This is a genomic window from Paraburkholderia youngii, from assembly GCF_013366925.1.
GTDB lineage: Bacteria > Pseudomonadota > Gammaproteobacteria > Burkholderiales > Burkholderiaceae > Paraburkholderia > Paraburkholderia youngii.
Genome location: NZ_JAALDK010000001.1, coordinates 3,541,373 through 3,566,419, shown reverse-complemented (window position 1 = coordinate 3,566,419; position 25,047 = coordinate 3,541,373). Strand labels below are relative to the sequence as shown.

The 25,047-nt window shown below is 65.3% G+C and carries 24 protein-coding genes; 4 read left to right on the top strand and 20 right to left on the bottom strand.

Translation table 11 applies throughout. From position 1 onward, the window contains the following. Positions 1–43 precede the first annotated feature (43 nt). The 9 genes from phaC to gltS form a co-directional block, all read right to left on the bottom strand. A complete protein-coding gene (phaC, locus tag G5S42_RS16405) occupies positions 44–1,786 on the bottom strand; it encodes a class I poly(R)-hydroxyalkanoic acid synthase (protein WP_176107712.1) in 1,743 nt (580 codons plus the stop codon). A gap of 14 nt (positions 1,787–1,800) precedes the next feature. Beyond that, on the bottom strand, positions 1,801–2,271 hold the full coding sequence (locus G5S42_RS16400; RefSeq protein ID WP_176107711.1) for a MaoC family dehydratase: 471 nt from the start codon (positions 2,269–2,271) through the stop codon (positions 1,801–1,803). 24 nt (positions 2,272–2,295) lie between these two features. Next, positions 2,296–3,231 carry an electron transfer flavoprotein subunit alpha/FixB family protein gene (locus G5S42_RS16395; protein ID WP_176110541.1) on the bottom strand — a complete coding sequence of 312 codons (936 nt, stop codon included), beginning with the start codon at positions 3,229–3,231 and terminating at the stop codon, positions 2,296–2,298. A 22-nt stretch (positions 3,232–3,253) separates the two neighbouring features. After that, entirely contained in the window at positions 3,254–4,003 is a 750-nt protein-coding gene (locus tag G5S42_RS16390) for an electron transfer flavoprotein subunit beta/FixA family protein (protein ID WP_176107710.1), read from the bottom strand. Between the two features lie 69 nt (positions 4,004–4,072). Next, positions 4,073–5,875: an acyl-CoA dehydrogenase gene (locus G5S42_RS16385; protein WP_176107709.1), complete on the bottom strand. Its 1,803-nt coding sequence runs from the start codon at positions 5,873–5,875 to the stop codon at positions 4,073–4,075. A 212-nt stretch (positions 5,876–6,087) separates the two neighbouring features. Beyond that, positions 6,088–7,092, bottom strand: a complete 1,005-nt coding sequence (locus tag G5S42_RS16380) for an AraC family transcriptional regulator (RefSeq protein WP_176107708.1) — start codon at positions 7,090–7,092, stop codon at positions 6,088–6,090. A 123-nt stretch (positions 7,093–7,215) separates the two neighbouring features. After that, entirely contained in the window at positions 7,216–7,680 is a 465-nt protein-coding gene (locus tag G5S42_RS16375; protein ID WP_176107707.1) for a hypothetical protein, read from the bottom strand. 83 nt (positions 7,681–7,763) lie between these two features. Further along, entirely contained in the window at positions 7,764–8,624 is an 861-nt protein-coding gene (locus G5S42_RS16370; protein WP_176107706.1) for a class I SAM-dependent methyltransferase, read from the bottom strand. Positions 8,625–8,639: 15 nt separating this feature from the next. Further along, positions 8,640–9,842 carry a sodium/glutamate symporter gene (gene gltS, locus G5S42_RS16365; RefSeq protein ID WP_176107705.1) on the bottom strand — a complete coding sequence of 401 codons (1,203 nt, stop codon included), beginning with the start codon at positions 9,840–9,842 and terminating at the stop codon, positions 8,640–8,642. A 155-nt stretch (positions 9,843–9,997) separates the two neighbouring features. Here gltS and G5S42_RS16360 point away from each other — a divergent pair, with 155 nt between their 5' ends. Continuing rightward, the gene (locus G5S42_RS16360; RefSeq protein ID WP_176107704.1) at positions 9,998–10,387 is read left to right on the top strand and encodes a DUF6232 family protein; all 390 of its coding nucleotides are present in this window, start codon (positions 9,998–10,000) and stop codon (positions 10,385–10,387) included. 72 nt (positions 10,388–10,459) lie between these two features. Here the strand turns inward: G5S42_RS16360 and G5S42_RS16355 are convergent, their stop codons facing one another. Next, positions 10,460–12,913 carry a glycogen/starch/alpha-glucan phosphorylase gene (locus tag G5S42_RS16355; protein WP_176107703.1) on the bottom strand — a complete coding sequence of 818 codons (2,454 nt, stop codon included), beginning with the start codon at positions 12,911–12,913 and terminating at the stop codon, positions 10,460–10,462. A gap of 670 nt (positions 12,914–13,583) precedes the next feature. On the opposite strand from G5S42_RS16355, the gene G5S42_RS16350 reads away from it, so the two are divergent. Next, positions 13,584–14,954: an MFS transporter gene (locus G5S42_RS16350; RefSeq protein WP_176110540.1), complete on the top strand. Its 1,371-nt coding sequence runs from the start codon at positions 13,584–13,586 to the stop codon at positions 14,952–14,954. A gap of 142 nt (positions 14,955–15,096) precedes the next feature. On the opposite strand, the gene ltaE is transcribed toward G5S42_RS16350, so the two are convergent. The 3 genes from ltaE to G5S42_RS16335 form a co-directional block, all read right to left on the bottom strand. Next, positions 15,097–16,104: a low-specificity L-threonine aldolase gene (ltaE, locus tag G5S42_RS16345; protein ID WP_176107702.1), complete on the bottom strand. Its 1,008-nt coding sequence runs from the start codon at positions 16,102–16,104 to the stop codon at positions 15,097–15,099. A 203-nt stretch (positions 16,105–16,307) separates the two neighbouring features. Continuing rightward, entirely contained in the window at positions 16,308–17,111 is an 804-nt protein-coding gene (locus tag G5S42_RS16340; protein ID WP_176107701.1) for a peptidoglycan DD-metalloendopeptidase family protein, read from the bottom strand. Positions 17,112–17,275: 164 nt separating this feature from the next. Next, entirely contained in the window at positions 17,276–17,587 is a 312-nt protein-coding gene (locus G5S42_RS16335) for a cupin domain-containing protein (RefSeq protein WP_176107700.1), read from the bottom strand. Between the two features lie 230 nt (positions 17,588–17,817). Here G5S42_RS16335 and G5S42_RS16330 point away from each other — a divergent pair, with 230 nt between their 5' ends. Then, positions 17,818–18,138 carry a hypothetical protein gene (locus G5S42_RS16330; protein WP_013091261.1) on the top strand — a complete coding sequence of 107 codons (321 nt, stop codon included), beginning with the start codon at positions 17,818–17,820 and terminating at the stop codon, positions 18,136–18,138. 154 nt (positions 18,139–18,292) lie between these two features. Here G5S42_RS16330 and G5S42_RS16325 read toward each other — a convergent pair whose 3' ends face one another. The 7 genes from G5S42_RS16325 to G5S42_RS16295 all read right to left on the bottom strand — a co-directional run bounded on the left by G5S42_RS16325 (position 18,293) and on the right by G5S42_RS16295 (position 23,934). Then, on the bottom strand, positions 18,293–18,628 hold the full coding sequence (locus G5S42_RS16325; protein ID WP_176107699.1) for a DUF4148 domain-containing protein: 336 nt from the start codon (positions 18,626–18,628) through the stop codon (positions 18,293–18,295). A 273-nt stretch (positions 18,629–18,901) separates the two neighbouring features. Next, positions 18,902–20,311 carry an NADP-dependent phosphogluconate dehydrogenase gene (gene gnd, locus G5S42_RS16320; RefSeq protein WP_176107698.1) on the bottom strand — a complete coding sequence of 470 codons (1,410 nt, stop codon included), beginning with the start codon at positions 20,309–20,311 and terminating at the stop codon, positions 18,902–18,904. Between the two features lie 285 nt (positions 20,312–20,596). Then, entirely contained in the window at positions 20,597–21,205 is a 609-nt protein-coding gene (locus G5S42_RS16315; RefSeq protein WP_176107697.1) for a DUF938 domain-containing protein, read from the bottom strand. 33 nt (positions 21,206–21,238) lie between these two features. Beyond that, the gene (locus G5S42_RS16310) at positions 21,239–21,856 is read right to left on the bottom strand and encodes a pyridoxamine 5'-phosphate oxidase family protein (protein WP_176107696.1); all 618 of its coding nucleotides are present in this window, start codon (positions 21,854–21,856) and stop codon (positions 21,239–21,241) included. Between the two features lie 46 nt (positions 21,857–21,902). Next, complete coding sequence (locus G5S42_RS16305; protein ID WP_176107695.1) at positions 21,903–22,772, bottom strand: NAD-dependent protein deacetylase; 870 nt, start codon at positions 22,770–22,772, stop codon at positions 21,903–21,905. 28 nt (positions 22,773–22,800) lie between these two features. Continuing rightward, the gene (locus G5S42_RS16300; RefSeq protein ID WP_176107694.1) at positions 22,801–23,076 is read right to left on the bottom strand and encodes an oxidoreductase-like domain-containing protein; all 276 of its coding nucleotides are present in this window, start codon (positions 23,074–23,076) and stop codon (positions 22,801–22,803) included. A 93-nt stretch (positions 23,077–23,169) separates the two neighbouring features. Then, a complete protein-coding gene (locus G5S42_RS16295; RefSeq protein ID WP_176107693.1) occupies positions 23,170–23,934 on the bottom strand; it encodes an SDR family oxidoreductase in 765 nt (254 codons plus the stop codon). Between the two features lie 274 nt (positions 23,935–24,208). On the opposite strand from G5S42_RS16295, the gene G5S42_RS16290 reads away from it, so the two are divergent. After that, positions 24,209–25,042, top strand: coding sequence for a polysaccharide deacetylase family protein (locus G5S42_RS16290; protein WP_176107692.1), 834 nt, complete (start codon positions 24,209–24,211; stop codon positions 25,040–25,042). Positions 25,043–25,047: the final 5 nt, after the last annotated feature.

The following is a 25,047-nucleotide window of genomic DNA, read 5'->3' as shown; positions in this document are numbered from 1 at the left end:
AACATCACACTCCGTCGTTGCCGCACACGCTATCACCGTCCGCTCATGCGGCGCGAACTTTCACGTAGCGGCCCGGTGCGCTCTCGATAGCCTTGTACTTCCTATTGCCGAGCTTGGTGCGCGCTTCGACCTGCTCTCCGGAATGCTGCTTGACCCATTCCATCCAGTGATTCCACCAGCTGCCGCGCTGCTGAACCGACGTCGCGAGCCACTCGTCGGCGTTCTCGTTGCAGGTATCGTTGGTCCGGTAGCTGCGCTTGTTCTTCGACGCCGGATTGATCACACCCGCGATATGGCCGCTCGCCCCGAGCACGAACTCGGTTTGACCACCCAGTAGCTGCGTCGACTGATAGGCGGATCGCCACGGCACGATGTGATCTTCCTCGGCCGCCATCAGATAGCTTGGGATATCGACGTTGCCGAGATCCACCGGCGTGTTGCAGAACGTCAGTTTGTTCGGCACGCGCAGACTGTTTTCGAGGTACATGTTGCGCAGATAGAAGCTGTACATCGGACCGGGCAGATTGGTCGTGTCCGCGTTCCAGTACAGCAGATCGAACGCGGTTGGGGTTTTGCCTTTCAGGTAGTTGTTCACGACGTACGGCCAGATCAGATCGTTGGCACGCAGCGCCTGAAATACGAAGCCGAGTTCGCGGCCCGGGTAAAGGCCGCCGCGGCCGATCGTATGCTCGCGCATCGCCACGCCCTGCTCGTCGATGAACACGCCGAGATCGCCCGGATCGGTGAAGTCGAGCAGTGCCGTCAATAGTGTCAGGCTCGCCACCGAGTCGTCGCCGTTCGCACGCATGACCGCCAGCGCCGACGACAGCATCGTGCCGCCCACGCACCAGCCCAATGCATTGACCTGGTCGGCCCGGCTAATCTCACGCGCCACCTTGAGCGCCTGCATCACGCCGTCCTCGAGGTAGGCGTCCCACGTGGTCTGCGCCATGTCCTGCTGCGGGTTGCGCCACGACACGACGAACACCGTCAGGCCCTGCTCGCAGGCGAAGCGCACAAACGAATTCTCGGGCTGCAGATCCAGAATGTAGAACTTGTTGATGCACGGCGGAACGATCACGAGCGGCCGCGCGGCGACCTTCGAAGTCAGCGGATCGTACTGGATCAGCTGAAACAGATCGTTTTCATAAACCACCGCGCCACTGGACGTGGCGACGCTACGGCCCACTTCGAACGCGCTTCGGTCGGTGATCGAAATCGAGCCGCTGCCCAGATCGTCGAGCAGATGCGTGACGCCCGACAGCACGCTCGAGCCGCCCGATTCCACTGCCTCCCGGAGGACCTCGGGATTCGTCGCGAGGAAATTCGCGGGGCTGGCGAAGTCGATGAACTGGCGCATGAAAAAGCGCAGCTTGTGCTTGCCCTTTTCGTCGAGCGCGCTTGCCTCGACGAAGTCCGCGAGCGTCCTGGCGTTGATCAGATAGCTCTGTTTCAGAAGGCTGTACCAGCCGTTGCTGGACCAGTCGTCGGCGTGAAAGCGCCGGTCTCCCTGCTCGGGCTCGGCGACCGCCTTCAACTCCGTGCGCCCGCCGATCAATCCGGCGACGGCATCGCTCCACAGTTGCGCCTGCTGTTGCAGGTAGTGGGCGCTCGTGTGGGTCACGGAGCCTCGCGAGAACGGCCCGTCGAAATCGAAGTCCGAGCCGTCGGTGTCATGCACCGACGCATCGAATTCATCCTTGAGCGGCGAAAACCGCCAGAAATCGAAGCCGGCCTTGACCCAGCCCGTAGAAAACTCTTGTGGCATGCTGAATGGCATTCTCATGGCGGGGCTCGCTATCATGCGTCGCTGACGGCGCAAGCCGCGTCCTCGACGGCACGGTCGCGGCAGCTTGTCGGCATCACCGTGGCGTCGCCTTCGACCACCACCTTGCCGCCGACCGTGCAAACGGTGGACAGCACCACGCGGCGCTTGTCGTGAATCAGTTCCTTGACGGTCACTTCGGCCTGCACGGTGTCGCCGGGCCGGACCGGCGCCTTGAAGCGCAGGTTCTGACCGAGGTAGATCGTGCCCGGGCCGGGCAGTTGCCCCGCGAGCGCCGCGGAGATGATGCTGGCAGTCAGCATGCCGTGAGCGATGCGCCCCTTGAAGGGTGTGGTTTGCGCAAACTGCTCGTTGATGTGAACCGCGTTCATGTCTCCCGACGCGCTCGCGAAGAACAGAATGTCCGCCTCCGTGATGGTCTTGGCGAACCGGGCACTCATACCCGGTTGCAGGTCTTCGAAATCGTATCCGTTCAGCTCGTTCATGATTATTCCGCTTGCTGGGGGCGGTTAACCGAGCGCCTGCTCGAGTTCCGGCACGATGGTGAACAGATCGCCGACGAGGCCGTAGTCGGCCACGCTGAAGATCGGCGCTTCTTCGTCCTTGTTGATCGCGACGATTACCTTACTGTCCTTCATGCCCGCGAGGTGCTGGATCGCACCCGAGATGCCGACCGCGACATACAGTTGCGGCGCGACGATCTTGCCGGTCTGGCCGACCTGATAGTCGTTCGGCACGAAGCCCGCGTCGACGGCTGCGCGCGATGCGCCCAGTGCCGCGCCGAGCTTGTCGGCCAGCGGTTCCAGAACCTTCGTGTAGTTCTCGCCATTGCCCAGACCCCGGCCACCGGACACGATGATCTTCGCGCTCGTCAGTTCCGGACGATCGAGCTTCGTCACTTCGCGGCTCACGAATTGCGAGATGCCTGCGTCGGCTGCGGCTTCGATCTTTTCGACCGCTGCGCTGCCGCCTTCGGCTGCGACGGCGTCGAAACCGGTCGAGCGCACGGTGATGACCTTGATCGGGTCAGCCGATTGCACGATCGCAATGGCGTTGCCCGCGTAGATCGGACGCTCGAACGTGTCGGCGCTATCCACCGCGGTGATGTCGCTGATCTGCGCGACGTCGAGCTTTGCGGCGATACGCGGCGCGATGTTCTTGCCGTAAGCGGTAGCCGGCGCGAGGATGTGCGAGTAGTTCCTGGCGATGGTCAGCACCGTCGCTTCGACGTTTTCCGCGAGGCCTTCGGCGAGTTGCGGCGCGTCGGCGAGCAGCACCTTGGCGACGCCGGCGATCTTCGCCGCGGCATCCGCCGCGGCCTGCGCGTTATGCCCCGCGACCAGCACGTGAATATCACCGCCAATCTTCTGTGCCGCTGCGATCGTATTCAGCGTCGCGGCCTTGATCGACGCACCGTCGTGTTCTGCTACTACCAGATTAACCAGATTCGTCATTTCTTGCGTCTCCTCACAGCACCTTGGCTTCGGTCTTCAGCTTCTCGACCAGCGTCTTCACGTCCGGCACCTTCACACCGGCGGAGCGCTTCGGAGGCTCGGCGACCATCAGCGTCTTCAGACGCGGCGTGACATCGACGCCGAGGTCTTCGGGCTTCACCGTTTCCAGCGGCTTTTTCTTGGCCTTCATGATGTTCGGCAGCGTCACGTAGCGCGGCTCGTTCAGGCGCAGATCGGTCGTGATCACGGCCGGCAGCGTCAGCGACAGCGTTTCCGCGCCGCCATCCACTTCACGCGACACCGTTGCCTTGCCATCCGCCACGACCACTTTCGACGCGAATGTCGCCTGCGGCAGGTTCGCCAGCGCGGCGAGCATCTGGCCGGTCTGGTTGGAGTCGTCGTCGATCGCCTGCTTGCCCAGAATGACGAGCGAAGGCTGTTCCTTGTCGACCAGCGCCTTCAGCAGCTTTGCAACGGCCAGCGGCTGCAGATCTTCGTTCGATTCGATCAGGATCGCGCGATCCGCGCCGATCGCGAGCGCGGTGCGCAGCGTTTCCTGCGACTGCGTCACACCGGCCGACACCGCGATCACTTCGGTCGCGACACCCGCTTCCTTCAGACGCACGGCTTCTTCAACCGCGATTTCGTCGAACGGATTCATCGACATTTTCACGTTCGCAATATCGACGCCCGTGCCGTCCGACTTCGCGCGGACCTTCACGTTGTAGTCGACCACTCGTTTGACTGATACAAGAACTCTCACAACTCTCTCCTTCCCACACCGATAGGGCCGGGCCCTATCGTTTTGAATGACATTACGTCCTTTGGTCGATCAGAACTGGTCTTCGCGCAGCGCCAGCGCGCCTTCGCCATCGCGAGCGCCGCGGATCGTCGCTTCGAGCGCGATCGCACGGGGCAATATCTGCGTCGCGTAGGTGTGCGCGGTCGCGATCTTCGCGTCGTAGAAGCCCGGGTCTTCATCGCGCTTGTCGGCAGCGAGCACCAGCGAGCGGGCGACTTGCCAACCCGCGAGCACGACGCCCGCAAGCATCAGATAAGAGACACTGCCCGCGAACACCGCATTCGGATCGCTCTTGACGTTCTCGACCACGTAGCGCACCGCGCTGTGCAACGCGTCGCGGCCGGCGGACAGATGACGGTGCATCGCCTGGAAAGCCGCGTTCGTACCATACGAGGGGTGCTCTTGCACCGCGTCCAGCGTCGCGTCGATCTGGGCGAGCAGCATCCCGGCCACCTCGCCGTTGTCGCGCATGGTCTTGCGGCCGACGAGGTCGTTCGCCTGAATCGCCGTCGTGCCTTCGTAGATCGGCAGAATGCGCGCGTCGCGGTAGTACTGCGCGGCGCCGGTTTCCTCGATGAAGCCCATGCCGCCGTGCACCTGCACGCCGAGACTCGTCACCTCCAGCGACATCTCCGTGCTCCAGCCCTTTACGATCGGCACCAGGTATTCATAGATCGCCTGATGATTCGCACGCGTCGCGCCGTCCGGATGACGATGCGCGAGATCGCAGTGCGACGCCGACACATAGGCCAGCGCGCGTGCGCCTTCGGTCAGTGCGCGCATCGTCGACAGCATGCGGCGCACGTCCGGGTGCTGGATGATCGCGACCGACTGCTTCGCGGAGCCATCCACCGGACGGCTCTGCACGCGCTCCTTCGCATACGCGACGGCCTGCTGGTACGCGCGATCCGAGATCGCCACGCCTTGCACGCCCACCGCGAAGCGCGCGGCATTCATCATGATGAACATGTACTCCAGACCGCGGTTCTCCTCGCCGACAAGCTGCCCGATCGCGCCGCCGTGATCGCCGAACTGCAGCACTGCCGTCGGGCTCGCCTTGATGCCGAGCTTGTGTTCGATCGACACGCAATGCACGTCGTTGCGCTCGCCGAGCGAGCCGTCTTCATTGACGAGGAACTTCGGCACGACGAACAGCGAAATGCCTTTCACACCTTCCGGTGCGTTCGGCGTACGTGCGAGCACCAGATGCACGATGTTTTCCGTCATATCGTGCTCGCCCCATGTGATGAAAATCTTCGTGCCGAAGATCCGGTACGAGCCGTCGCCCTGCGGCTCGGCGCGGGTGCGCACCAGCGACAGGTCGGAGCCCGCCTGCGGCTCGGTCAGGTTCATCGTGCCGGTCCACTCGCCGGAAATCATCTTCGTCACGTAGCGCTGCTTCAGTTCTTCGCTACCCGCCGTCAGCAGCGCTTCGATGGCGCCGTCGGTCAAGAGCGGGCACAGCCCCAGCGACAGGTTGGCGGCGTTGAGCATTTCGATGCAGGGCGTCGACAGAAGCTTGGGCAAGTCCTGACCGCCGTATTCAGACGGATGTTGCAAACCCTGCCAGCCGCCTTCGGTGAATTGACGAAACGCGCCCCTGAAACCGGCCGTGGCGCTCACCGTGCCGTCCTTCCACGTGCTCGGGTTGCGGTCGCCGTCCACGTTCAGCGGCGCGAGCACGCCTTCGTGCAGGCGCGCGGCTTCTTCGAGCACCGCGCGAGCGGTATCGGCGCTCGCGTCCTCGCAGCCGGGCAAGCCCGCCAGTTGGTCGATTCCAGCCAGTTCCGTGATTGCAAACAGCATGTCTTTGAGAGGCGCGACGTAGCTCATTACCATTCTTCCGATCAGATAGTCCGTAGGGAAAGTCACCCGTCTGGCACCGATGCGGCCGGGGTAACGTATGGCTGAATCGTAGCGTCGGAGAGGCCCTGCCCGGTTGTCCAAACCGGACGATCTATTGACATCTCTGGCCACGTCGGAGGAAGTAAGCGCCCCGTGGGAACTGCGTCGGCACGGGTTACCGACGCTTTGATGTGACGAGATCAGCCACCCCGGCGATAGGCCGCCGGGGTGCTGCCGGTCCAGTGACGGAACGCCCTGTGGAATGCGGTGGGGTCGCCGAAGCCGACGTCGCCGGCGATGATGGCGATGGGCTCGTGCGTGCCGGTCAGGCGCTGGATCGCGATGTCGCGGCGCAGTTCGTCCTTGAGCACCTGGAACGCCGTGCCCTCGGCGGCAAGATGACGGCACAGCGTTCTGACCGAACAGTGCAGGCCTTCCGCCGCCTCTTCGATGGATGGGACGTCGGGCAGCCGGGACGCGAGATGTTCCCGCACGCGATGACTGAACAGCTGCTCGTTGAACGACACGAAGATCCAGTCTTCCGGCGCACGAGCGAGAAACCTGCGCAGGTTCGCCTTGCGCTGGCGCACGGGCAGGTCGAAATAGCTACTGCTGAACTGCATCGAGGTCTGATTGCAGTCGAACTTCGCCGGTCCGGGAAACAGATAGAGGTACTCGAGCGCGTGAGCAGGACGAGGAAAGGCGAACTGCACCTGGAGCAACGCAATGCGCTGGCCGATCAGCCAGGACGCGATCCCATGCGCGAGCTTCAGCATCAGCTCCTGGCCCAGCATGCCCGGTTGCGCTCCCGTGCTTCCCGGATGCAAGGCCAGCGTCGCAACGAGGTCGCCGCGGCGCGACTCGAAATGGAAGTCGTCGAGCACCAGATGGAAGAACTGGCCGAACCGATGCATCGCGGTTTCGAGATTCGGCGCATCCAGCAGGCTCAGACACAGAAACTTGAGCGCGCCGCTGCGCAGCGGGCGCGAAAAAATGCCGGGCATCTCATCGTCGAGTTCGATCGCGAGCGAGCGGTAGAGCGTCGAGAACTGTTCCTCGGTGACGCGCGCGCCAGGCTGGTCCAGCAGCGCGCGCGGGATGTTCGCGCCGGACAGGTGCCGGTCGACGATATCCGGCCGCGTCCCGACGCTGCCGAGGAACCCATTGACGAGCGAGATCGGTACGGTGGCGCCAGGAGCTTGCATGACGGGGTTCCGCGAGGCCAAGACGCATCAGCATAGCGCCTCCCGCCGCATCGTGGCGAGGGTTCAGCGAATCGCTGCGCGAGCGCCGAGTTTGCGGCCCCGCGCTTTCCGGTAGCGGCTCGCCTATTGCGCCGATGCGTGCGAGCGCAGATACGGCACGTAGCCGTTCTGAGTCTTCAGGATCTTCTCGGCGCACTCGTCGTAGTCGTCGCCCTTCGCGCTGTCGGGCCCATACATGCCGCGGCACTGCGCAAACAGCGACAACGTCGCGCCGCCCGTGCTCTTGTTCGCGCGGGTCGCTGAAAAAGCGGCCTTGCCCGAATCGTCGGGCACGTCGGTATCGATCGCGACCGCGTCCGCGCGGATCACGTGCGTGTCGGAATGCTGCTCGATATAGCGTTTCGTCGCCGCCCACGCGGCATCGCAATTCGCCGGCGTGCAGTCGATCACCGCGTCGCGTTGCGCGGCGCGGAGGTTCGGCTCGCTATGAAGGATTTCCTGCTGGGCGCGCTGCGCCTGCTTTTCCGGGGACGACGAGCAGGCGGCGAGTGCGCATGCGACGAGTGCGAAGGCTGCGATCTTTTTCATGAGTAGACTTCGAAGGCCATGTTCGAGCGCGATTATAGCCGCGTGAGGAACGCGATCGCGCATTCAACCCACCGCAACGGCCGCTAAGTATTCGCCACCAGCAGTTCCTCCGCATTGGCCGGCGGGCGCAGTCCATCCGTGCGAGCCGCGAAGTAGCGCTGCGTCAGATCGGCCGCGGACACATGCCGCGCGTCGTCAAAGCCCGCTTCACGCGCCATGGCGATCATCTGCTGCGGCATGAAGAAGCTGATGAACGGTGTACCGCTCGCACGCGCGCCCTTCTCCGCCATTTCGAGTCCGGGGCGCACATCCGGGTCCGCCATCTCCAGCGGCAACAGGAACGTCATCGCGAACGTCGAACCGCGCGCGAGCCCGGCCACTTCGCGCAGCGTCGCCGCATTCGCCTCTGTGGTCAGATACATGCTGACGCCGGTCGACACGACGACGGCCGGCCTGCTTTCGTCGAAGCCTTCGGCGACGAGACGCTGCCGCCAGCTATCGCCCGCTTCGAAGTCGACCGGCACGAAACGCAGCCAGTCCGGCAGGCCGTAACCCAATTCGCTGAGCCGCTCACGCTTCCACGTTTGCGGTCCCGGCGGATCGACCTCGAACACGGTGAGCCGCGACGCGATGTCGGGCCGGCGTTGCGCGAAGCTGTCGAGACCGGCCCCCAGGATCACGTATTGATCGACACCGCGGCCGGCCTGCTCGACGACCAGATCCTCGATAAAGCGTGCGCGCGCGACGATCGACGCGCGAAACGGCCGCGTGAACCGCGGGTCCATGTCGCCGCGGCTGCGCCAATCCTCGGCGGGAGCCAGCAATTGCAAGCCGACTTCGTCTTCGAGCACGTGCGGCGGCGCGTCGGCCTGCACGTGCAGCGCACGCCATAGCGCGACGCGCGCGGCGGTGCTGTCGGGTGCGATGTGTGGTTGGTTGCTCATGGTATTCGCCCGGGCTCAATGGAAAAACGGCAGCGTGAGAAACAGTTTGATCACGATCGCGTTGACGATGTCCATGAAAAACGCGCCCGTCATCGGCACGATCAGGAACGCGATATGGGAATGGCCGAAGCGGTTCGTGATCGCCTGCATGTTCGCGATCGCGGTCGGCGTCGCGCCAAGTCCGAGCCCGCATTGCGCCGCGCACAACACGACCGCGTCGTAGTTGCGGCCCATCGCGGGAAACGTGATGAAGATCGCATAGAGCGCCATCAGCAGCGTCTGCGCCGCGAGGATCGAGATGATCGGCAACGCGAGCGCGGCAAGCTCCCATAGGTCGAGGCGCATCAGCGCCATCGCGAGAAAAAGCGCGAGCGCGACGTTGCCGACCAGCGCGACCGCGTGCTGGTCGATCCGCACACGCATGAGCGCGAGCACGTTGTTCAGGATCACGCCGATGAACAGCGTGCAGACGAACGTCGGCAATTCGAACACGGTGTCCGCGATCCAGTCGGCAAACACTTCGCCGCCCGCGAGGCAGATCGAGATCAGCGCGAGCGTCGTGATGATCGCGGCGGGCGTGGTGGCCTGCTCCGCCTTCGGTTCTTCGAAGACCAGCGTTTCGTCCGCTAGCTGCTGGACGCGCAGCAATTCGTCGGCGCTGATCCGCCGCATCAGCAGACGCGCGACCGGACCGCCGAGCACGCCGCCCATCACGAGGCCAAAGGTCGCACAGCCGATCGCGATTTCGGTCGCCGACTCCAGCCCGTGACGTTCGGTGAAGACCTGGCTCCACGCGGCGCCGGTGCCGTGCCCGCCCGACATCGTGACGGAGCCGCCGAGAATGCCGAGCAGCGGATCGACGCCGAGCGCGAACGCGAGCAGGATGCCGATCACGTTCTGCAGGATCAGCAGCCCGCTGACCAGCGCGAGAAAGCGGATCAACACCGGCCCGCCCGCCTTCAGATTCGACAGATGCGCATTCAGGCCGATCGTCGAGAAGAACGCGAGCATCAGCGGCGCCTGCAGCGTCGAATCGAACCTGACCTGCACGTGGATGGTGATGCGTGCGATCAGCACGCAGATCGCGACGATGAGCCCGCCTGCCACCGGCGCCGGAATCGAATAGGTTCGGAGCACGCCGATCCATTGCACGAGCTTTTCGCCGAGCAGCAGCACGAGAGACGTCGCGACCAGCGTGGCATATACGCCGACAGTCATGAATGGCCTCCGAGCGCGAACCTGCGACATCTTAGCCAATCCGTCCAGGCTAAGTATGATTTTCCTTGACGCAATGCAATCGGCCCATGACGTCGCGCCACTGGCCGTGACGAAGTCTGCTACGCTGCGCGCTTCACCACCCTTGCATTGAAACGATGGAAATCCCATTCAACGATCGCGGCGTGTCGGTCACGCGCAACGCCCTCTCGGCCGCGGGTCAGGTCTTCCCGCTGCGCGATATCGTCGACGTGCGGGTCATGACCGTGCAGAAGAACAAGGTCGTGCCGCTCGTGATCTCGGCGGCGGGGCTGATCGGCGCGATCGTCGGCGGTGTGCTGCAGTCGGCTTCGGGACTCGTATCCGGGGCGATGCTGGTCGTGGTCGGCTGGCTGACCTGGGTGACTCAGGACGTCACGCATCGGTTGATGGTCAAGACGGCCGACGGTGAGCGCGAGGCGCTGATGAGCACGGATCGCGAGTTCGTCGAACGCGTCGGCGAGGCCGTGCATTGGGCGAAGGCCGCGGCCGCCGCGCCGAAGACATGACGCGGCGCGTCGATCGAACATGAAAGAGCCGTGCGCGACTGATCGACGCCAGCCCCGCACGGCTTCTCCGGCTCAGTCCAGACTGAGCGGATTCACGCGCCAGATATTGCGCGCATACTCGCCGATCGTGCGATCCGACGAGAACAGCCCCATCCCCGCGACGTTCTCGATCGCGCTTTCGGCCCACGCGTGCTTGTTGACGAAACGCGCATCCACTGCGTTCTGCGCCTTCGCGAACGCATCGAAATCGGCGAGCACCATATAGTGATCGCCCCAATCGACCAGTGTGTGAAAGATATCGGAGAAGCGCAGCGGATCGTCCGGCGAGAAGAAGCCCGTGCGAATCTGATCGAGCGCGGTGCGTAATGCTTCGTTTTCCTCGTAAATCCGCCGCGGCCTGTAGCCGCTTGCGCGCAGATCGTCCACCTCGTCGGCGCTGTGGCCGAAGATGAAGATGTTCTCGCGCCCCACCGCGTCGCAGATTTCGATGTTCGCGCCGTCCATCGTGCCGATCGTCAATGCGCCATTGAGCGCGAGCTTCATGTTGCCGGTGCCCGACGCCTCGGTGCCGGCCATCGAAATCTGCTCCGACAGATCGGCCGCCGGAATGATCAGCTCGGCCACGCTCACGCCGTAGTTCGGCACGAACACGACCTTCAGCCTGTTGCCGATCAGCGGATCGTGATTGACCTTCTCGCTGACGTCGCCGATCAGCTTGATGATCGTCTTGGCCATCCGGTACGCGGACGCGGCCTTGCCCGCGAACAGCACGACGCGCGGCACCCAGTCGCGCTCCGGATTCGCGCGAATCTCGTTGTAGCGCACGATCACGTGCAGCACGTTGAGCAACTGGCGCTTGTATTCGTGAATGCGCTTGACCTGCAGATCGAACAGCGCGTTCGGATCGAAGTGCAGCTTGGTGTGCTGCGCGAGCCGGTGCACGAGCCGCAGCTTGGCCTGTCGTTTGGCCTCACGGAACGCGTCGACGAACTCGTCGTCCTTGCGCAGATTGCGCAGCTGCTCGAGCTCGAACAGATTGCTGCGCCAATGCGTACCGATGCGCGCATCGATCAGCGACGACAGCGACGGACTCGCCTGCGCGAGCCAGCGGCGCGGCGTGATGCCGTTGGTCACGTTGGTGAAGCGGTCGGGATAGAGGCGCGCGAAGTCGGAGAAGATGTCGCGCGTCATCAGCTGCGAATGCAGCTTCGACACCCCGTTGACCTTGTGGCTCGCGACGATCGCCAGATAGGCCATGCGCACGCGCCGCTGCCCGTATTCGTCGACGAGCGAAATGCGGCGGATCATATCGACGTCATGACCCGACTGTTCGCTGACATGCTTCAGAAACTGCGCATTGATTTCGAAGATGATCTCGAGATGGCGCGGCAGCAGGCGCGACAGCATTTCGACATCCCATGTTTCGAGCGCCTCGGGCATCAGCGTGTGATTCGTGTACGAGAAGATCTGCGTCACGTGTTTCCACGCCTTGTCCCACGGCAGGTTATGCACGTCGACGAGCAGGCGCATCAGCTCGGGAATCGCGAGCACCGGGTGCGTGTCGTTCAGATGCACCGCGACCTTCTCCGAGAAGCGTCCGAACGTGCTGTGCGTGCGCTGATAGCGGCGGATCAGATCCTGCATCGTCGCCGATACGAAGAAGTACTCCTGGCGCAGCCGCAACTCGCGGCCGGCCGGCGTCGAGTCGTCCGGATAGAGCAGCCGCGACACGTTCTCCGACATGTTCTTGGTGTCGACCGCGTTGCGGTAGTCGCCGCGATTGAATGCGCCGAGGTCGAGCTCCTCGGTCGCGCGCGCGGACCACAGGCGCAGCGTGTTGGTCGCGTCGGTCGCGTAGCCGGGGATCACGGTGTCGTACGCGGTCGCGTTCACGTGCTCGGTGTCGATCCATTCGGTCTTCTCGCCGCGCTGCACGGTACGGCCGCCGAAGTGCACCATGTACTTGATCTCGGGCCGCGGAAATTCCCAGGGGTTACCGGCGCGCAGCCAGTAGTCGGGCGCCTCGACCTGCTCGCCGTTGACGATTTCCTGACGGAACATGCCGTACTGGTAACGGATGCCGTAGCCGAAGCCCGGAATGCCGAGCGTCGCCATCGAGTCGAGAAAGCACGCGGCGAGCCGGCCGAGGCCGCCGTTGCCGAGCGCGGCGTCGGGTTCGATATCGATCAGCGCGTCCATGTCGACGCCGAGGCTCGCGAGCGCCTCCTTCATCTGATCGTGAATACCGAGCGCGAGCAGCGCGTTGGTAAAGGTCCTGCCGATCAGAAACTCCATCGACAGGTAGTAGACCCGCTTCACGTCCTGCTCGTATTGCAGGCGCGTGGTCTTCATCCAGCGCGCGACGAGCCGGTCGCGCACGGCCAGCGCGGCCGCATGCAGCCAATCGTGCGGGTGAGCGGTGATGGCGTCCTTGCCGACGCCATACATCATGCGATTCGAAATTGAGCGCCGTAGCGCGTCGACGGTACTGTGGAGCTGGTCGAATTCCAGATCGACGGTCGTCATCGAAGCCTCCGGGAAGTTCGACACGGCAGACGCGAACCGCACGGAAGACGGACGGGAGGCGCGTGCCTGTCGGAACGGTTAAAAAAACAGAGTAGGACATTTTGGGGATCTCGCACATCGCTGCGCGAGCGGAAGATGACGCATATGCCGTGCCCGCTGAACCCGCCAGTTGCCGCGCAATCGCACGCGGCCGATGCACGGATGCAGTGCAAAACCGCACATCGATTATTTTTTCGATGCATGACGGGCGAATGAAGCCGCGAATTCCCTAACTGTGTGATCGCATCGGGCCCCCCGTTCTGCCGGACGGTTCGAGCGTACGCGTGGGGGATTCGATGTGGGGCCTTGGCCGATTTGGAGATGTCGGGCGGGGTTGACGGTTAGTTGCGTTGCCGTCAGATCCAAGCGCCTGTTCTTCGCCAGCCTGCCCGCCTCCCTGCACGATCGTGCCGTCTCTGCAACAATCGCGACGTTGCGCCGCCCCAGCCGCCACGCTCATCCGCCGTGGTCCGGACAGCGCGCCACCTCGCCCACAACAAAACCGCCGTGCGCGCGTCGCCTCTCTGGAAGCGGCCGACGCTGGCATGCCCAACCCGACGAGCACGCCTTGTCCGATAAGCTCAGCCCTACCGTCGGCGTCTCCACGCCGGCTCTCCCCGCCGACGGCCCGATGTCGGCCGCCAATCGCCGCGCGATGGCCGCGATCATGCTCGCCGTCGCGCTCGCCACGCTCGATACCGCGATCGCCAACACCGCGCTGCCCGCGATCGCCGGCGACCTGCACGCGGCGCCGGCCGCGTCGGTCTGGATCATCAACGCGTATCAGCTCGCGATGGTCGCGACGCTGCTGCCGCTCGCCGCGCTCGGCGATATCGTCGGGCATCGGCGTATCTATATCGGCGGCATCGCGCTGTTCACGCTGAGTTCGCTCGGCTGCGCTCTGGCGCCGACGCTGCCGCTGCTCGCCGCCGCGCGCATCGTGCAGGGCCTGGGCGCCAGCGCGATCATGAGCGTCAACACCGCGCTGATCCGCTATCTGTACCCGCCGCATCGGCTCGGTCGCGGGCTCGGCACCAATGCGCTGATCGTCGGCGTGTCGTTCGCGGTCGGGCCGACGGTGGCGTCGCTGATTCTGTCGGTCGCAACGTGGCCGTGGCTGTTCGCGGTCAACGTGCCGCTCGGCGTCCTCGCGCTGAGCTTTGCGATGCCGGCGCTGCCGCATACCGCGCAGGGCCGGCATCAGTTCGATCCGCTGGCGGCGCTGCTCAACGTGGTCACGTTCGCCGCGCTGATCTTCGCGCTCGGCGAGGCGGCGCAACGCGCGTCGATGCAGATCGTGCTCAGCGCCGCGGCGGTCGCCGTCGCGTTCGGGCTGCTACTGATTCGCCGCGAGGCGGGTCACTCCGCGCCGATGCTGCCCGTCGATCTGTTCAAGCGGCCGGTGTTCGCGCTGTCGGCGGTGACGGCCGTCTGCTCGTTCGCCGCGCAGAGCCTCGCATTCGTGTCGCTGCCGTTCTATTTCGAGGACGTGCTGCTGCGCAGCCAGGTCGAAACCGGCTTCCTGATGACGCCGTGGCCCGTCGTGGTCGCGCTTGCCGCGCCGCTCGCGGGCGGCCTGTCGGACCGCTATCCGCCGGGGCTGCTCGGCGCGGTCGGGCTCGCGGTGCTGTCGGCGGGGATGGCCTCGCTGGCGATGCTGCCCGCCCATCCGCACGTGCTCGACATCGGCATCCGCATGGCGATCTGCGGCGCGGGCTTCGGCTTTTTCCAGTCGCCGAACCTGAAGGCGCTGATGGCGAGCGCGCCGCCGGAGCGCAGCGGCGGCGCCAGCGGCATCGTCGCGACCGCGCGGCTAATCGGCCAGGCGACCGGTGCCGCGCTGGTCGCGCTGTGCTTCGGCATCGCCGGACGCCAGCATGGGCCGACGCTCGCGCTCGGCCTCGGCGCATTCTTTGCCGGCGCGGCGAGCCTCGCGAGCGGCTTGCGGCTCTTCGCGCCATCGCATCGCGCGGGCGTGCAGGCGAAGGCGGCGGTCAAGTGAAATGTGCGCCGGACGGCGCGTGAGACGAGGATAAAGCTTGCAGGAAGCGCGGCTCGAACGAACCGCGCATGAGTTGAAGCCGGTGCGGGAAGACGAGGCGGCAACTACGCAAGCCGCCTCGCTTCCGACCAATGCAGCGCGATCAACGTGCCGCGAAGAACCCCTTAACCGCACCAATGAACGTGTCGATATCGTCGCGCGACACATCCATGTGCGTGACGAAGCGCGATGCATACAGCATCTGCGTGAGGATGCCGCGCTCCTTGAGCCATGCCTCGAGCGGCGCGCAATGCTGCTGCGGAAACTGCGCGAACACCATGTTCGTTGCGACCGACTGCACCTTCACCTGCTCGATGGTCTCCAGCCCCGCCGCCAGATGCGCGGCGTTCGCGTGATCGTCGGCAAGACGCTCGACGTTGTGATCGAGCGCATACAGGCAGGCGGCCGCGAGCACCCCAGCCTGGCGCATGCCGCCGCCGAGCACCTTGCGCCAGCGATGCGCGACGTCGATCAGCGCGCGGCTGCCGACCAGCACCGAGCCGACCGGCGCGCCCAGTCCCTTCGAAAAGCAGATCGACACCGAATCGAACGGCTCGGCGAGCGCCGCGACCGGCTTGCCCGACGCGACCGCCGCGTTGAACACGCGCGCGCCGTCGAGGTGGGTCGCGAGGCCGCGCTCGCGCGCGAGCTGCGTCGCGTCGGCGACGTACTGAGCCGGCAGCACCTTGCCGCCGATCGTGTTTTCTAGCGCGAGCAGCCGCGTGCGCGCGAAGTGATCGTCGATCGGCTTGATCGCGGCGGAGATCTTGTCGAGCGGGATCGAGCCGTCGGCGGCGTTTTCGAGCGGCTGCGGCTGGATGCTGCCGAGCACGGCCGCGCCACCGCCCTCGTATTTGTAGGTGTGCGCAAGCTGGCCGACGATGTATTCGTCGCCGCGCGCGCAGTGCGCCATCAACGCGGCGAGGTTGCTTTGCGTGCCGCTCGGGAAGAACAGCCCCGCTTCCTTGCCGGTGCGCTCGGCCAGCGTGGCCTGCAGACGCAGTACGGTGGGGTCGTCGCCCCAGACGTCGTCGCCGACTTCGGCCGCCGACATCGCCGCGAGCATCGGCGGAGTCGGGCGGGTAACGGTATCGCTGCGCAAATCGATCATTGTGTGTCCCTGTGCGTCCATGGATGACAACCTACGGCAGCCGGCCGCGCGTGCACTCCGGGAGGAACGCGTACGCGCCGGCAAACGAGCCATACAGTGTATTCAATTCAGGCGACGCTGAAAATCGGCGCGTCCCCGCAAGGCGCGCCGATCCGACTGCGAGGAGTCGATAGACACTGAATCGATAGACGCGACGGGGACGCTCAGCCGCCCGGCTTGGGCAGCCACTGCAGCGGATCGACCGGCTGGCCGTTCTGGCGCACTTCGAACTGGATCGACGCGGCACCGCGGCTATCGACCCCGACCTCGCCGATCGTCTGCCCTTGCGCGACCGCGTCGCCTTCCTTGACGAGCAATTGGCTGTTCTGGCCGTACGCGGTGATCAGCGAGTCGTTGTGCTTGATGATGATGAGCGGGCCGTAGGCTTCGATGCCGGTGCCCGCGTACACCACGCGGCCGGTCGCCGCGGCCTTGACCGGATCGCCGGGTTGCCCGCCGATCACGATGCCACTGGATTTGCCCGGCGTGAACGCGCGCAGGATCGGCCCGCGCAACGGCCATTGCAGCACGCCCTGCTGGGGCCCGGCCGCGGGGGCCGCCGTACCGGGAACGGCGCCCGGCGGTACGTTCGCCGTCGCGCCCGGCGTGGCCGGCGCACCCGGCGCCACCGCAACCGGCGGCGTGACCACGCTGCCCGAGGGCATCGGCGGAGAAACGCGCAGCACCTGGCCGGGGGCGACCGCCGCGTTGACCGGCAAGCCGTTCCAGGCCGCGATTTCCTGCGGCTTGCGTCCATATGCCGAGGCGATGCCGGCCAGCGTGTCGCCCGGATTGACGCGGTAGAAGCCGGCGGGCACCGGGACGGTCGCGAGACTGGTCGCGCTCGACGGCGCGTTGTTGTAGAACGGCGTGCTTTCCCACGGCATCGTCGTGCAGCCGGCGATCGCCAGGCCGAGCGCCGCCGCGATCAGCAGGCGGATGGCCGTCGGTTGCCATTGTTGTGTCATCTGATTTTCCTCGACGTGTGTCTCGTTCCGATTCAATCGACGCCGCTGCAATTGCCGTGCCGCCACGCTTGCGTAAAGTCGCGGCTGTCTGTTGCCGCGTGGATATTATGCGCGAGCCCCATGCGCGCGCCGCGCTGGCGCGCGCCGTCAAACTGCCGTGTTCTTCAGACGCTTCCCTGCGTTTCGACGACCAGCACCCGTGCCGCGCCGAGCGGATGCGCAACATGCTCGGTGCCGACCGTCGCGTGGAACACGTCGCCGGTTTCGAGCACCGTCGAACGTTCGACGCCGTCTTCGCGATAGCGCATCTCGACGCGCCCGTCGAGCACGGCGAACACTTCCTCGCCGTCGTTCACGTGCCACTTGTACGGCTGGTCGGTCCAATGCAGACGCGTGGTGATGCCGTTCATGTTCGCGATGTCGAGCGCGCCCCAGGCGCGCGGCGCGGTAAAGCTTTTGCTGCGGATGATCTTCATGGTCGATGAGCAATTGGCAAGCGCGCAAACCCCGCGGGCGGCGCCGTTCGCCCACGGCGACGGCGCTTGCGCGGCTGGCCCTATTATAGGTCGCATGGCCCGCGCGTCTCGGCGAGCAAGCCGCCACGGCCGATTCGTCAGATTGTTGCGGGCAATCGGCCATCGCCTATACTCAGTCAAGCCGCGCGGAGCAGTTCACGACAACCTTGGGATTCTGGGAGGAATCGAGGATGAACAAAGCCACCTTTCTGGCCGTGCAACTCAACGTCGACGATGTGGCGGCGTCTGCCGGCCTCGTCGAACTGCTGAACACCCACCTGATTTTCGCCGCCGACGTCGCCGAGGCCGCCGATGCGCTCGTGCAACTGGCGAGCGTCGCGAGGCTGTCGAGCGGGGTCGAGGCGAGCGTCGAGCTGCCCGCGGTGGCGATCGAGCGTCTGCGCGAGGCGCTCGACAATCTGAGCGGCTACGACGAATCGTGGCTTCTCGCGCTGGAGCCGAGCCGCGCGCTGTTCGATGACATCGGCCGGCGGCAGCGAACCCTGCATTGACCGATCCCGCCGCAGCACGGCGCCGTAAACGACAAAACGCCATCCGATCGAACTGGATGGCGTTTTTTCTTGCCCGCCGCGCTCGCGCTATTCCACGAAGCGGCGTCTACAACGGACTACGACTACCCACTACACCTGCACACTTCTACTGCGATCAGCTGCCGAAGTACACCGAGTTACGGTTGGCCTTCGCCGGAACGACGGCGTGGCCTGCTTGCGACGTGCCGGCAGCCGGAGCGCCGTAGCCGCTGGTGTCCGCGCGGTTGGCTGCGACGGCCGTGCCGCGCTGCGCATCGACGCGTGCTTGCGCTGCCTGGAGGTCGGCCGGGTAGTTGACGTCGTTGGCGGACGGGTTGTAGCCGGCCTGTTCGAGTTGGATCAGTTGAGCGCGAACCTCAGCGCGCGTCACCGGCTGGCTGGCTTGAGCGAACGAAGCGACCGGAACAACGAGGGCGGCGGCGATTGCAACTGCGGAAATCAGGGTCTTCATGATTAACCTCCAAAGGACTTGTTGTGGTGCGCTTCGGGGTTCCTGCTTTTCCCTCAGCGATTGAAAACAAGTTTAGAGGCGTCAGGATCTAGGGTAAACCCTCAAACCGGCGAAACTCTATTCCTACCAGCGCAATAATCATTTCGCATTTGCTTAGGCTTACAGCTAACCATCGATAATTTTGGCAATAATGCGGCGCCTGCTTGCCGATCCAAACGGAACAATGGCCCGGCGCGCTGTCACCATCGCGCGCCGGGCCGTTTTTTCAACCGCTTAGCTCCACTGTGCGTGGAAGCTGCCTGGCTTATCGATGCGTTCGAACGTATGCGCGCCGAAGAAGTCGCGCTGCGCCTGCACGAGGTTGGCGGGCAGACGCTCCGAGCGGTAAGCGTCGAAATACGCGATCGCCGACGCGAACGCCGGTACCGGCACGCCCGCATTGACCGCGGCCACCACGACTTCGCGCAGCGCCGCCTGGTAGTTCTTCGCGATGTCGCGGAAGTACGGATCGAGCAGCAGGTTCGCGAGCGCCTTGTCCTTCGTGTAGGCGTCGGTGATTTTCTGCAGGAAGCGCGCGCGGATGATGCAGCCCGCGCGGAAGATCTTCGCGATCGTGCCGTAGTCGAGATCCCACTTGTACTCTTCCGACGCTGCGCGCAACTGCGCGAAGCCCTGCGCGTACGAGATCACCTTGCTGAAGTACAGCGCGCGGCGCACCGATTCGATGAACGCCTCTTTCGCGCCTTCGAGCGGCTTGGCCCGCGGCCCTTCGAGCACCTTGCTCGCGGCCACGCGCTGCGTCTTCAGCGACGACAGCACGCGCGCGAACACCGCCTCGGTGATCAGCGGCAGCGGCGCGCCGAGGTCGAGCGCGTTCTGGCTGGTCCACTTGCCAGTGCCCTTCTGCGCGGCACGGTCGAGGATCACGTCGACGAGGTCCTTGCCGGTTTCGTCGTCCTTCTTGCTGAAGATCTTCGAGGTGATTTCGATCAGATAGCTGTCGAGCTCGCCCTGGTTCCACTCGGTATAGACCTTGCCGAGTTCCTCGTTCGACAAGCCGACGACCTGCTTCAACACCGCATAACTCTCGGCGATCAGCTGCATGTCGCCGTACTCGATGCCGTTGTGCACCATCTTCACGAAGTGGCCCGCGCCGTCCGGTCCCATGTATGCCACGCAGGGCTCGCCGTCCGGCGCCTTCGCGGCGATCTCGGTGAGGATCGGCGCGACGAGGTCGTACGCGTCGCGCGGGCCGCCCGGCATGATCGACGGGCCTTTCAGCGCGCCTTCCTCGCCGCCCGACACGCCGGTGCCGATGAAATGCAGACCCGCCTTCGCGAGTTCCTGGTTGCGGCGGATCGTGTCGGTGAAAGGCGTGTTGCCGCCATCGATCAGGATGTCGCCTTTTTCGAGCAGCGGCTTGAGCGAGGCAATGGTTGCGTCGGTCGGCTCGCCGGCCTTGACCATCATCAGAATGCGGCGCGGCTTTTCGAGCGAGTCGACGAACTCTTCCAGCGTGAAAGCCGGCACCAGTTTGCGGTCCGGAAATTCGGCGATGAGTTCGTCGGTTTTCGCGCGGCTACGGTTGTAGACCGACACCGCGTGGCCGCGGCTCTCGATGTTGAGCGCCAGATTGCGGCCCATCACCGCCAGACCCACCACGCCGATTGCCTGTTTGCTCATTTGAATTCTCCAGAGTCCAATAAATGTCGTGGCGCCGCGCTGCAAAAACACCGGCGCGGCGTCGAGGGTGAAAGGATAAAAGAAATGCGCGCCTGCCGCTTGATGGCAGGCAAGCACGCCGGTTGCTCGTGCTCCTGCGGTGCTCCTGCCGTGCTCCAACTTGCGCGTAACGCCGGGTAGACAGGTATTGTGCGCGCGTCGGCGCTTGCGCGGAGGGTTCGGCTTGGGATCGGACTGAGGTTTGGCGGACGACACGAACGAATGCACGACCCGTCGATCTTCCCGCTACCCTGCCCGCTTCCTGAACACCAGACTGAAGTTGTTCGCGGGCATCGCGACCACCCGTTCGCACGTGAGCCCCGCCGCGTCACCGAGCGCAACGACCGCTTCCATATCGCGCACGCCCCATTCGGGATTGCGACTCTTCAGCCACTGCTCGAACGCTTCGTTGCTCGGTGCCGTATGCGCGCCGCCGCGGCGGTAAGGACCATATAGATAGAGCACGCCGCCGTCGACGAGCCGCCGCCCCGCGCCGTCGATGAGTGCCTGCGCCGCGCTCCACGGCGAGATGTGGATCATGTTGATGCAGACCACCGCGTCGAGCGCATCGACGCCCCAGTCCGGCTGATGCACGTCGAGCGCGAGCGGCGCGCGCACGTTCGCGAGCCCCGCGTGCGCGGTCCACGCGGCAATCGACTCGCGTGCTTCTTCGTCCGCATCGCTCGGCTGCCAGTCGAGACCGGGCAGCGCGTCGGCGAACCAGATCGCGTGCTCACCGGTGCCGCTCGCGATTTCGAGCACGCGGCCGCGCGCCGGCAGCGCATCGCGCAGCACGGCGAGGATCGGTTCGCGATTGCGTTCGGCGGATGGCGAATGTTGCCGGGCATCGGTCATGGTCGGCCTTGCGTTTCGGTTTTGCGATTTACGTTAGTACAGCGTGGCGCGCACGCGTTCGGGAAGCTCGCGATCGTAGGCGGCCGCGTCGAACTTTTCGCCATCGTTCGCGGCGAAGATGTGTTGCAGGATCGCGCCCGTGCTCGGCAGTTGCGAGCGCTCGATATGCCGCGCCGGGTCCCACAGCCGCGAGCGCACGATCGCCTTCGAGCAATGAAAGTACACGGACTCGACGTCGATCAGCAGCACGGTGCGCGGCAGTTTACCGTCGACGGCGAAACTGTCCAGCAGCGCCGCGTCGTTCGAGATTCGGCCGCGGCCGTTCACTCGCAAGGTCTCGCCGACACCGGGGATCACGAACAGCAGCGCGAGGCGCGGATCGCCGATGACGTTGCGCAAGCTGTCGAGCCGGTTGTTGCCGGGGCGGTCCGGCAGCGCGAGCGTGCGTGCGTCGACGACCCGCACGAAGCCCGGCGCATCGCCGCGCGGCGAGCAGTCGAGACCGGCGGGGCCGCTCGTCGCGAGCACCGCGAACGGCGCGGCCGCGATGAACGCGCGGTAGTCGTCGTTGACATAGGGGATCTCTTTGCGCAGCGAGCGCTCGGCTGGCTGTGCGTAGAGGGCTTCGAGTTGTTCGATCGTCGTCAGCATGCAGTTTCCTCGGGTTTTAATTGTGATTCGCGCAACGTACTCGTTTTCAATCGCCCGCCAGCAACCCGGCGAGCGCGCTCAAGGTGTCGCCGCACGGCGCGGCCATCTTCAGAGACAACAGCGGATCGGCGCGGGTGCGGCCCAGATTGATCGCCGCGATCGGCTTGCCCTGGCGCTGCGCCCACACGCAGAAGCGGTAGCCGGAATACACCATCAGCGACGAGCCGGCCACCAGCACCGCGTCGGCCGCATCGAGCGCATGCGACGCCGCAACGACCCGCGCCTTCGGCACGTTCTCGCCGAAGAACACCACCGACGGCTTCAGCAGCCCGCCGCAGTTCGAGCATGCCGGCACGCGAAAACCGCCGAGATCGTGCCACTCGAGATGCGCGTCGCCATCGGCGGCGGCTTCGGCCGTGACGTCGAGCAGCGCGGGGTTATCGGCTTCGAGCGTCTGCTGGATCGCCGCGCGCGAATGCTGCATGCCGCAGTCGAGACAATTGACGCCGTCGATGCCGCCATGCAGTTCGATCACGTCGCGGCTGCCCGCGCGCTGATGCAAGCCGTCGACGTTCTGCGTGACCAGCGTCGGCACGTGACCGGCCGCTTCGAGCCGTGCAAGCGCGACATGCGCGGCATTCGGTTGCGCGCGCGCGACCAGCGGCCAGCCGACCATGCTGCGCGCCCAGTAGCGCTGACGCATCGCCAGCGTGCCGAGGAACTCCTGCAGCGTGATCGGGGGCGAGCGCTTCCATGCGCCGTTGTCGTCGCGATAGCCGGGGATGCCGGAGTCGGTGCTGATGCCCGCGCCGGTCAGCACGAACAGGCGCGGATGACGCTGCACGAAACGATGCAGATCGTCGAGCGTGTGCGGGTCGGCGAGGGATTCGGTCGGCGTGAGCTGAAGGTCGGTCATGACGGGGACGTGGAGTTGCTTACGCGCATCAGCGGTGTGGGTTCGGTTTGCCGCGCCGGGCTGTCGAGCGACGCGCGTCCGCTTGCGGCTTCGACTTCGCGCCTTGCGTGTCCGGTCGCCGCGCTGGCCGCGCTTTCTGCGCCTGCCGCTTCTGCCACGCAGCCAGCGCGATCTCGTAGCGCTCCAGTGCTTCGTCGTAGAGATCGAACACGCACTGCGTGCAGCCGCTGTGACAGCAGTCGTCGAGATCGGGCCGCACGGGCGGCTGCGGCGGCGGGTCGTCGCTGGGTTTGGCGCGGGGCACGGCGCTTGGTTTGCCTGGAGAGACGGCGGAGCGCCCAGTATAAGTTGAACCCGCGCGCGCCGCTCCCGCTTGCGAGACGGTGCTGCGCGCCGCTCAGCCGCGCCCGACGAACGGCATTTTGCTCGCCATGATCGTCATGAACTGCACGTTCGCCGACAGCGGCAGGCTCGCCATATGCAGCACCGCGTCGGCGACATGCTGCACGTCCATCAGCGGCTCGACCGCGATCTCGCCGTTCGCTTGCGGCACGCCGCGCGCCATCCGCGCGGCCATCTCGGTTCCCGCGTTGCCGATGTCGATCTGCCCGCACACGATGTCGTATTTGCGGCCGTCGAGCGACACCGCTTTCGTGAGCCCGGTGATCGCGTGTTTAGTCGCCGTGTAGGCGGCGCTGTTCGGACGCGGCGCGTGCGCGGAAATCGAGCCGTTGTTGATGATGCGGCCACCGCGCGGGTTTTGCGTCTTCATCAGCCCGAACGCCGCGCGCGTGCACAGGAATACGCCGTTCAGGTTGGTGTCGACGATCGAGCGCCATTCGTCGATGCTCACTTCGTCGAGATCGACCGGCGAGCCGTTGCGTCCCGCGTTGTTGAACAGCACGTCGAGCCGGCCGAAGCGCGCGCGGATCGTGTCGAATAGCGCGGCGACGCTGTCGGCGTCGGTCACGTCGCACGACACCGCGAGCGCTTCGCCGTGCTGCGCTTGCGCTTCCTGCGCGACCGCATCGAGCGCGGCCTGGCGGCGTCCGGCGAGCACCACGCTATAGCCGTGCTTCGCAAGCGTCAGGGCGCACGCGCGGCCGATGCCGCTGCCCGCGCCTGTCACCAGCGCCACTTTGCCGTTTCCTGTTTGCCACATCGCGCATCTCCTGTCGTATTGGGTCGCGACGCGCGCTTTTTCCGGAATCGGTCCGATCGCCATCGACATGCGCGCCGCTTTTCGCTCCGCACCATACAACAGCGAATCGGCGATCGCAAACCGCGGGAGTCTTTCAGCGCGCTTTCGCCGGGTACGTGGCCGCCGAGCGCGGCACGTCGGCGCGCGCAACAGTGGTATCGTTCGCGGTTGCGCATCGCGCGCAAGATTCACAGCCTTCCCTGGACGGACGAAGGCGTACTGGAAGCACGTTTCGATGAATGAATGCCCGAACCCGCCGCGCCGCTGGCCGCGTAGCCGCAACTCCGCACTGCTGAACGGCACGATCGGCTGGCACGTGATCGTGCTGATCGGCGTGGCTGTTGCACCAGCCGCGTGGCCATGGTGGCTCGCCTCGATCATCGCGAATCACGCGCTGTTTACGATCACCGGACTGTTGCCGCGCACGACGCTGCTCGGACCGAACTGGACCCGACTGCCCGCGAGCCCGCGCAACGCGGATGCGATCGCGCTGACCATCGACGACGGCCCCGATCCCGTCGTCACGCCGCAAGTGCTCGATCTGCTCGACGCGTTCGACGTGCGGGCGACGTTCTTCTGCATCGGCTCGAAGGTCGAGCGCTATCCGCAACTCGCGCGTGAGATCGTCGCGCGTGGACATGCGCTCGAAAATCATTCGCAGGTGCACGTGCATACGTTTTCGGTCACGTTTCCGCACGCGTTGACGCGCGAGATCGCCGCGGCGCAACGCACGCTCGAATCCGTCAGCGGCGCGCGGCCGATGTTCTTCCGCGCGCCCGCCGGACTGCGCAATCTCTTTCTGGAGCCGGTGCTGCGCAAGCTCGATCTGCGTCTCGCCGCGTGGACACGGCGCGGCTACGATACGCGCGAGCGCAACCCGCACGTGGTCGCGCGGCGGCTGCTCGATGGCCTCGCCGCGCGCGACATCCTGTTGCTGCACGATGGCAACGCCGCGCTGACCATCGAAGGCCAGCCGCTGATTCTCGCGGTGCTGCCGAGCGTGATCGAAGCAGCGCGCGAGCGGCATCTGCGGTTCGTCACGCTGCGCGAAGCGCGCGTCGATGCGTGACGACA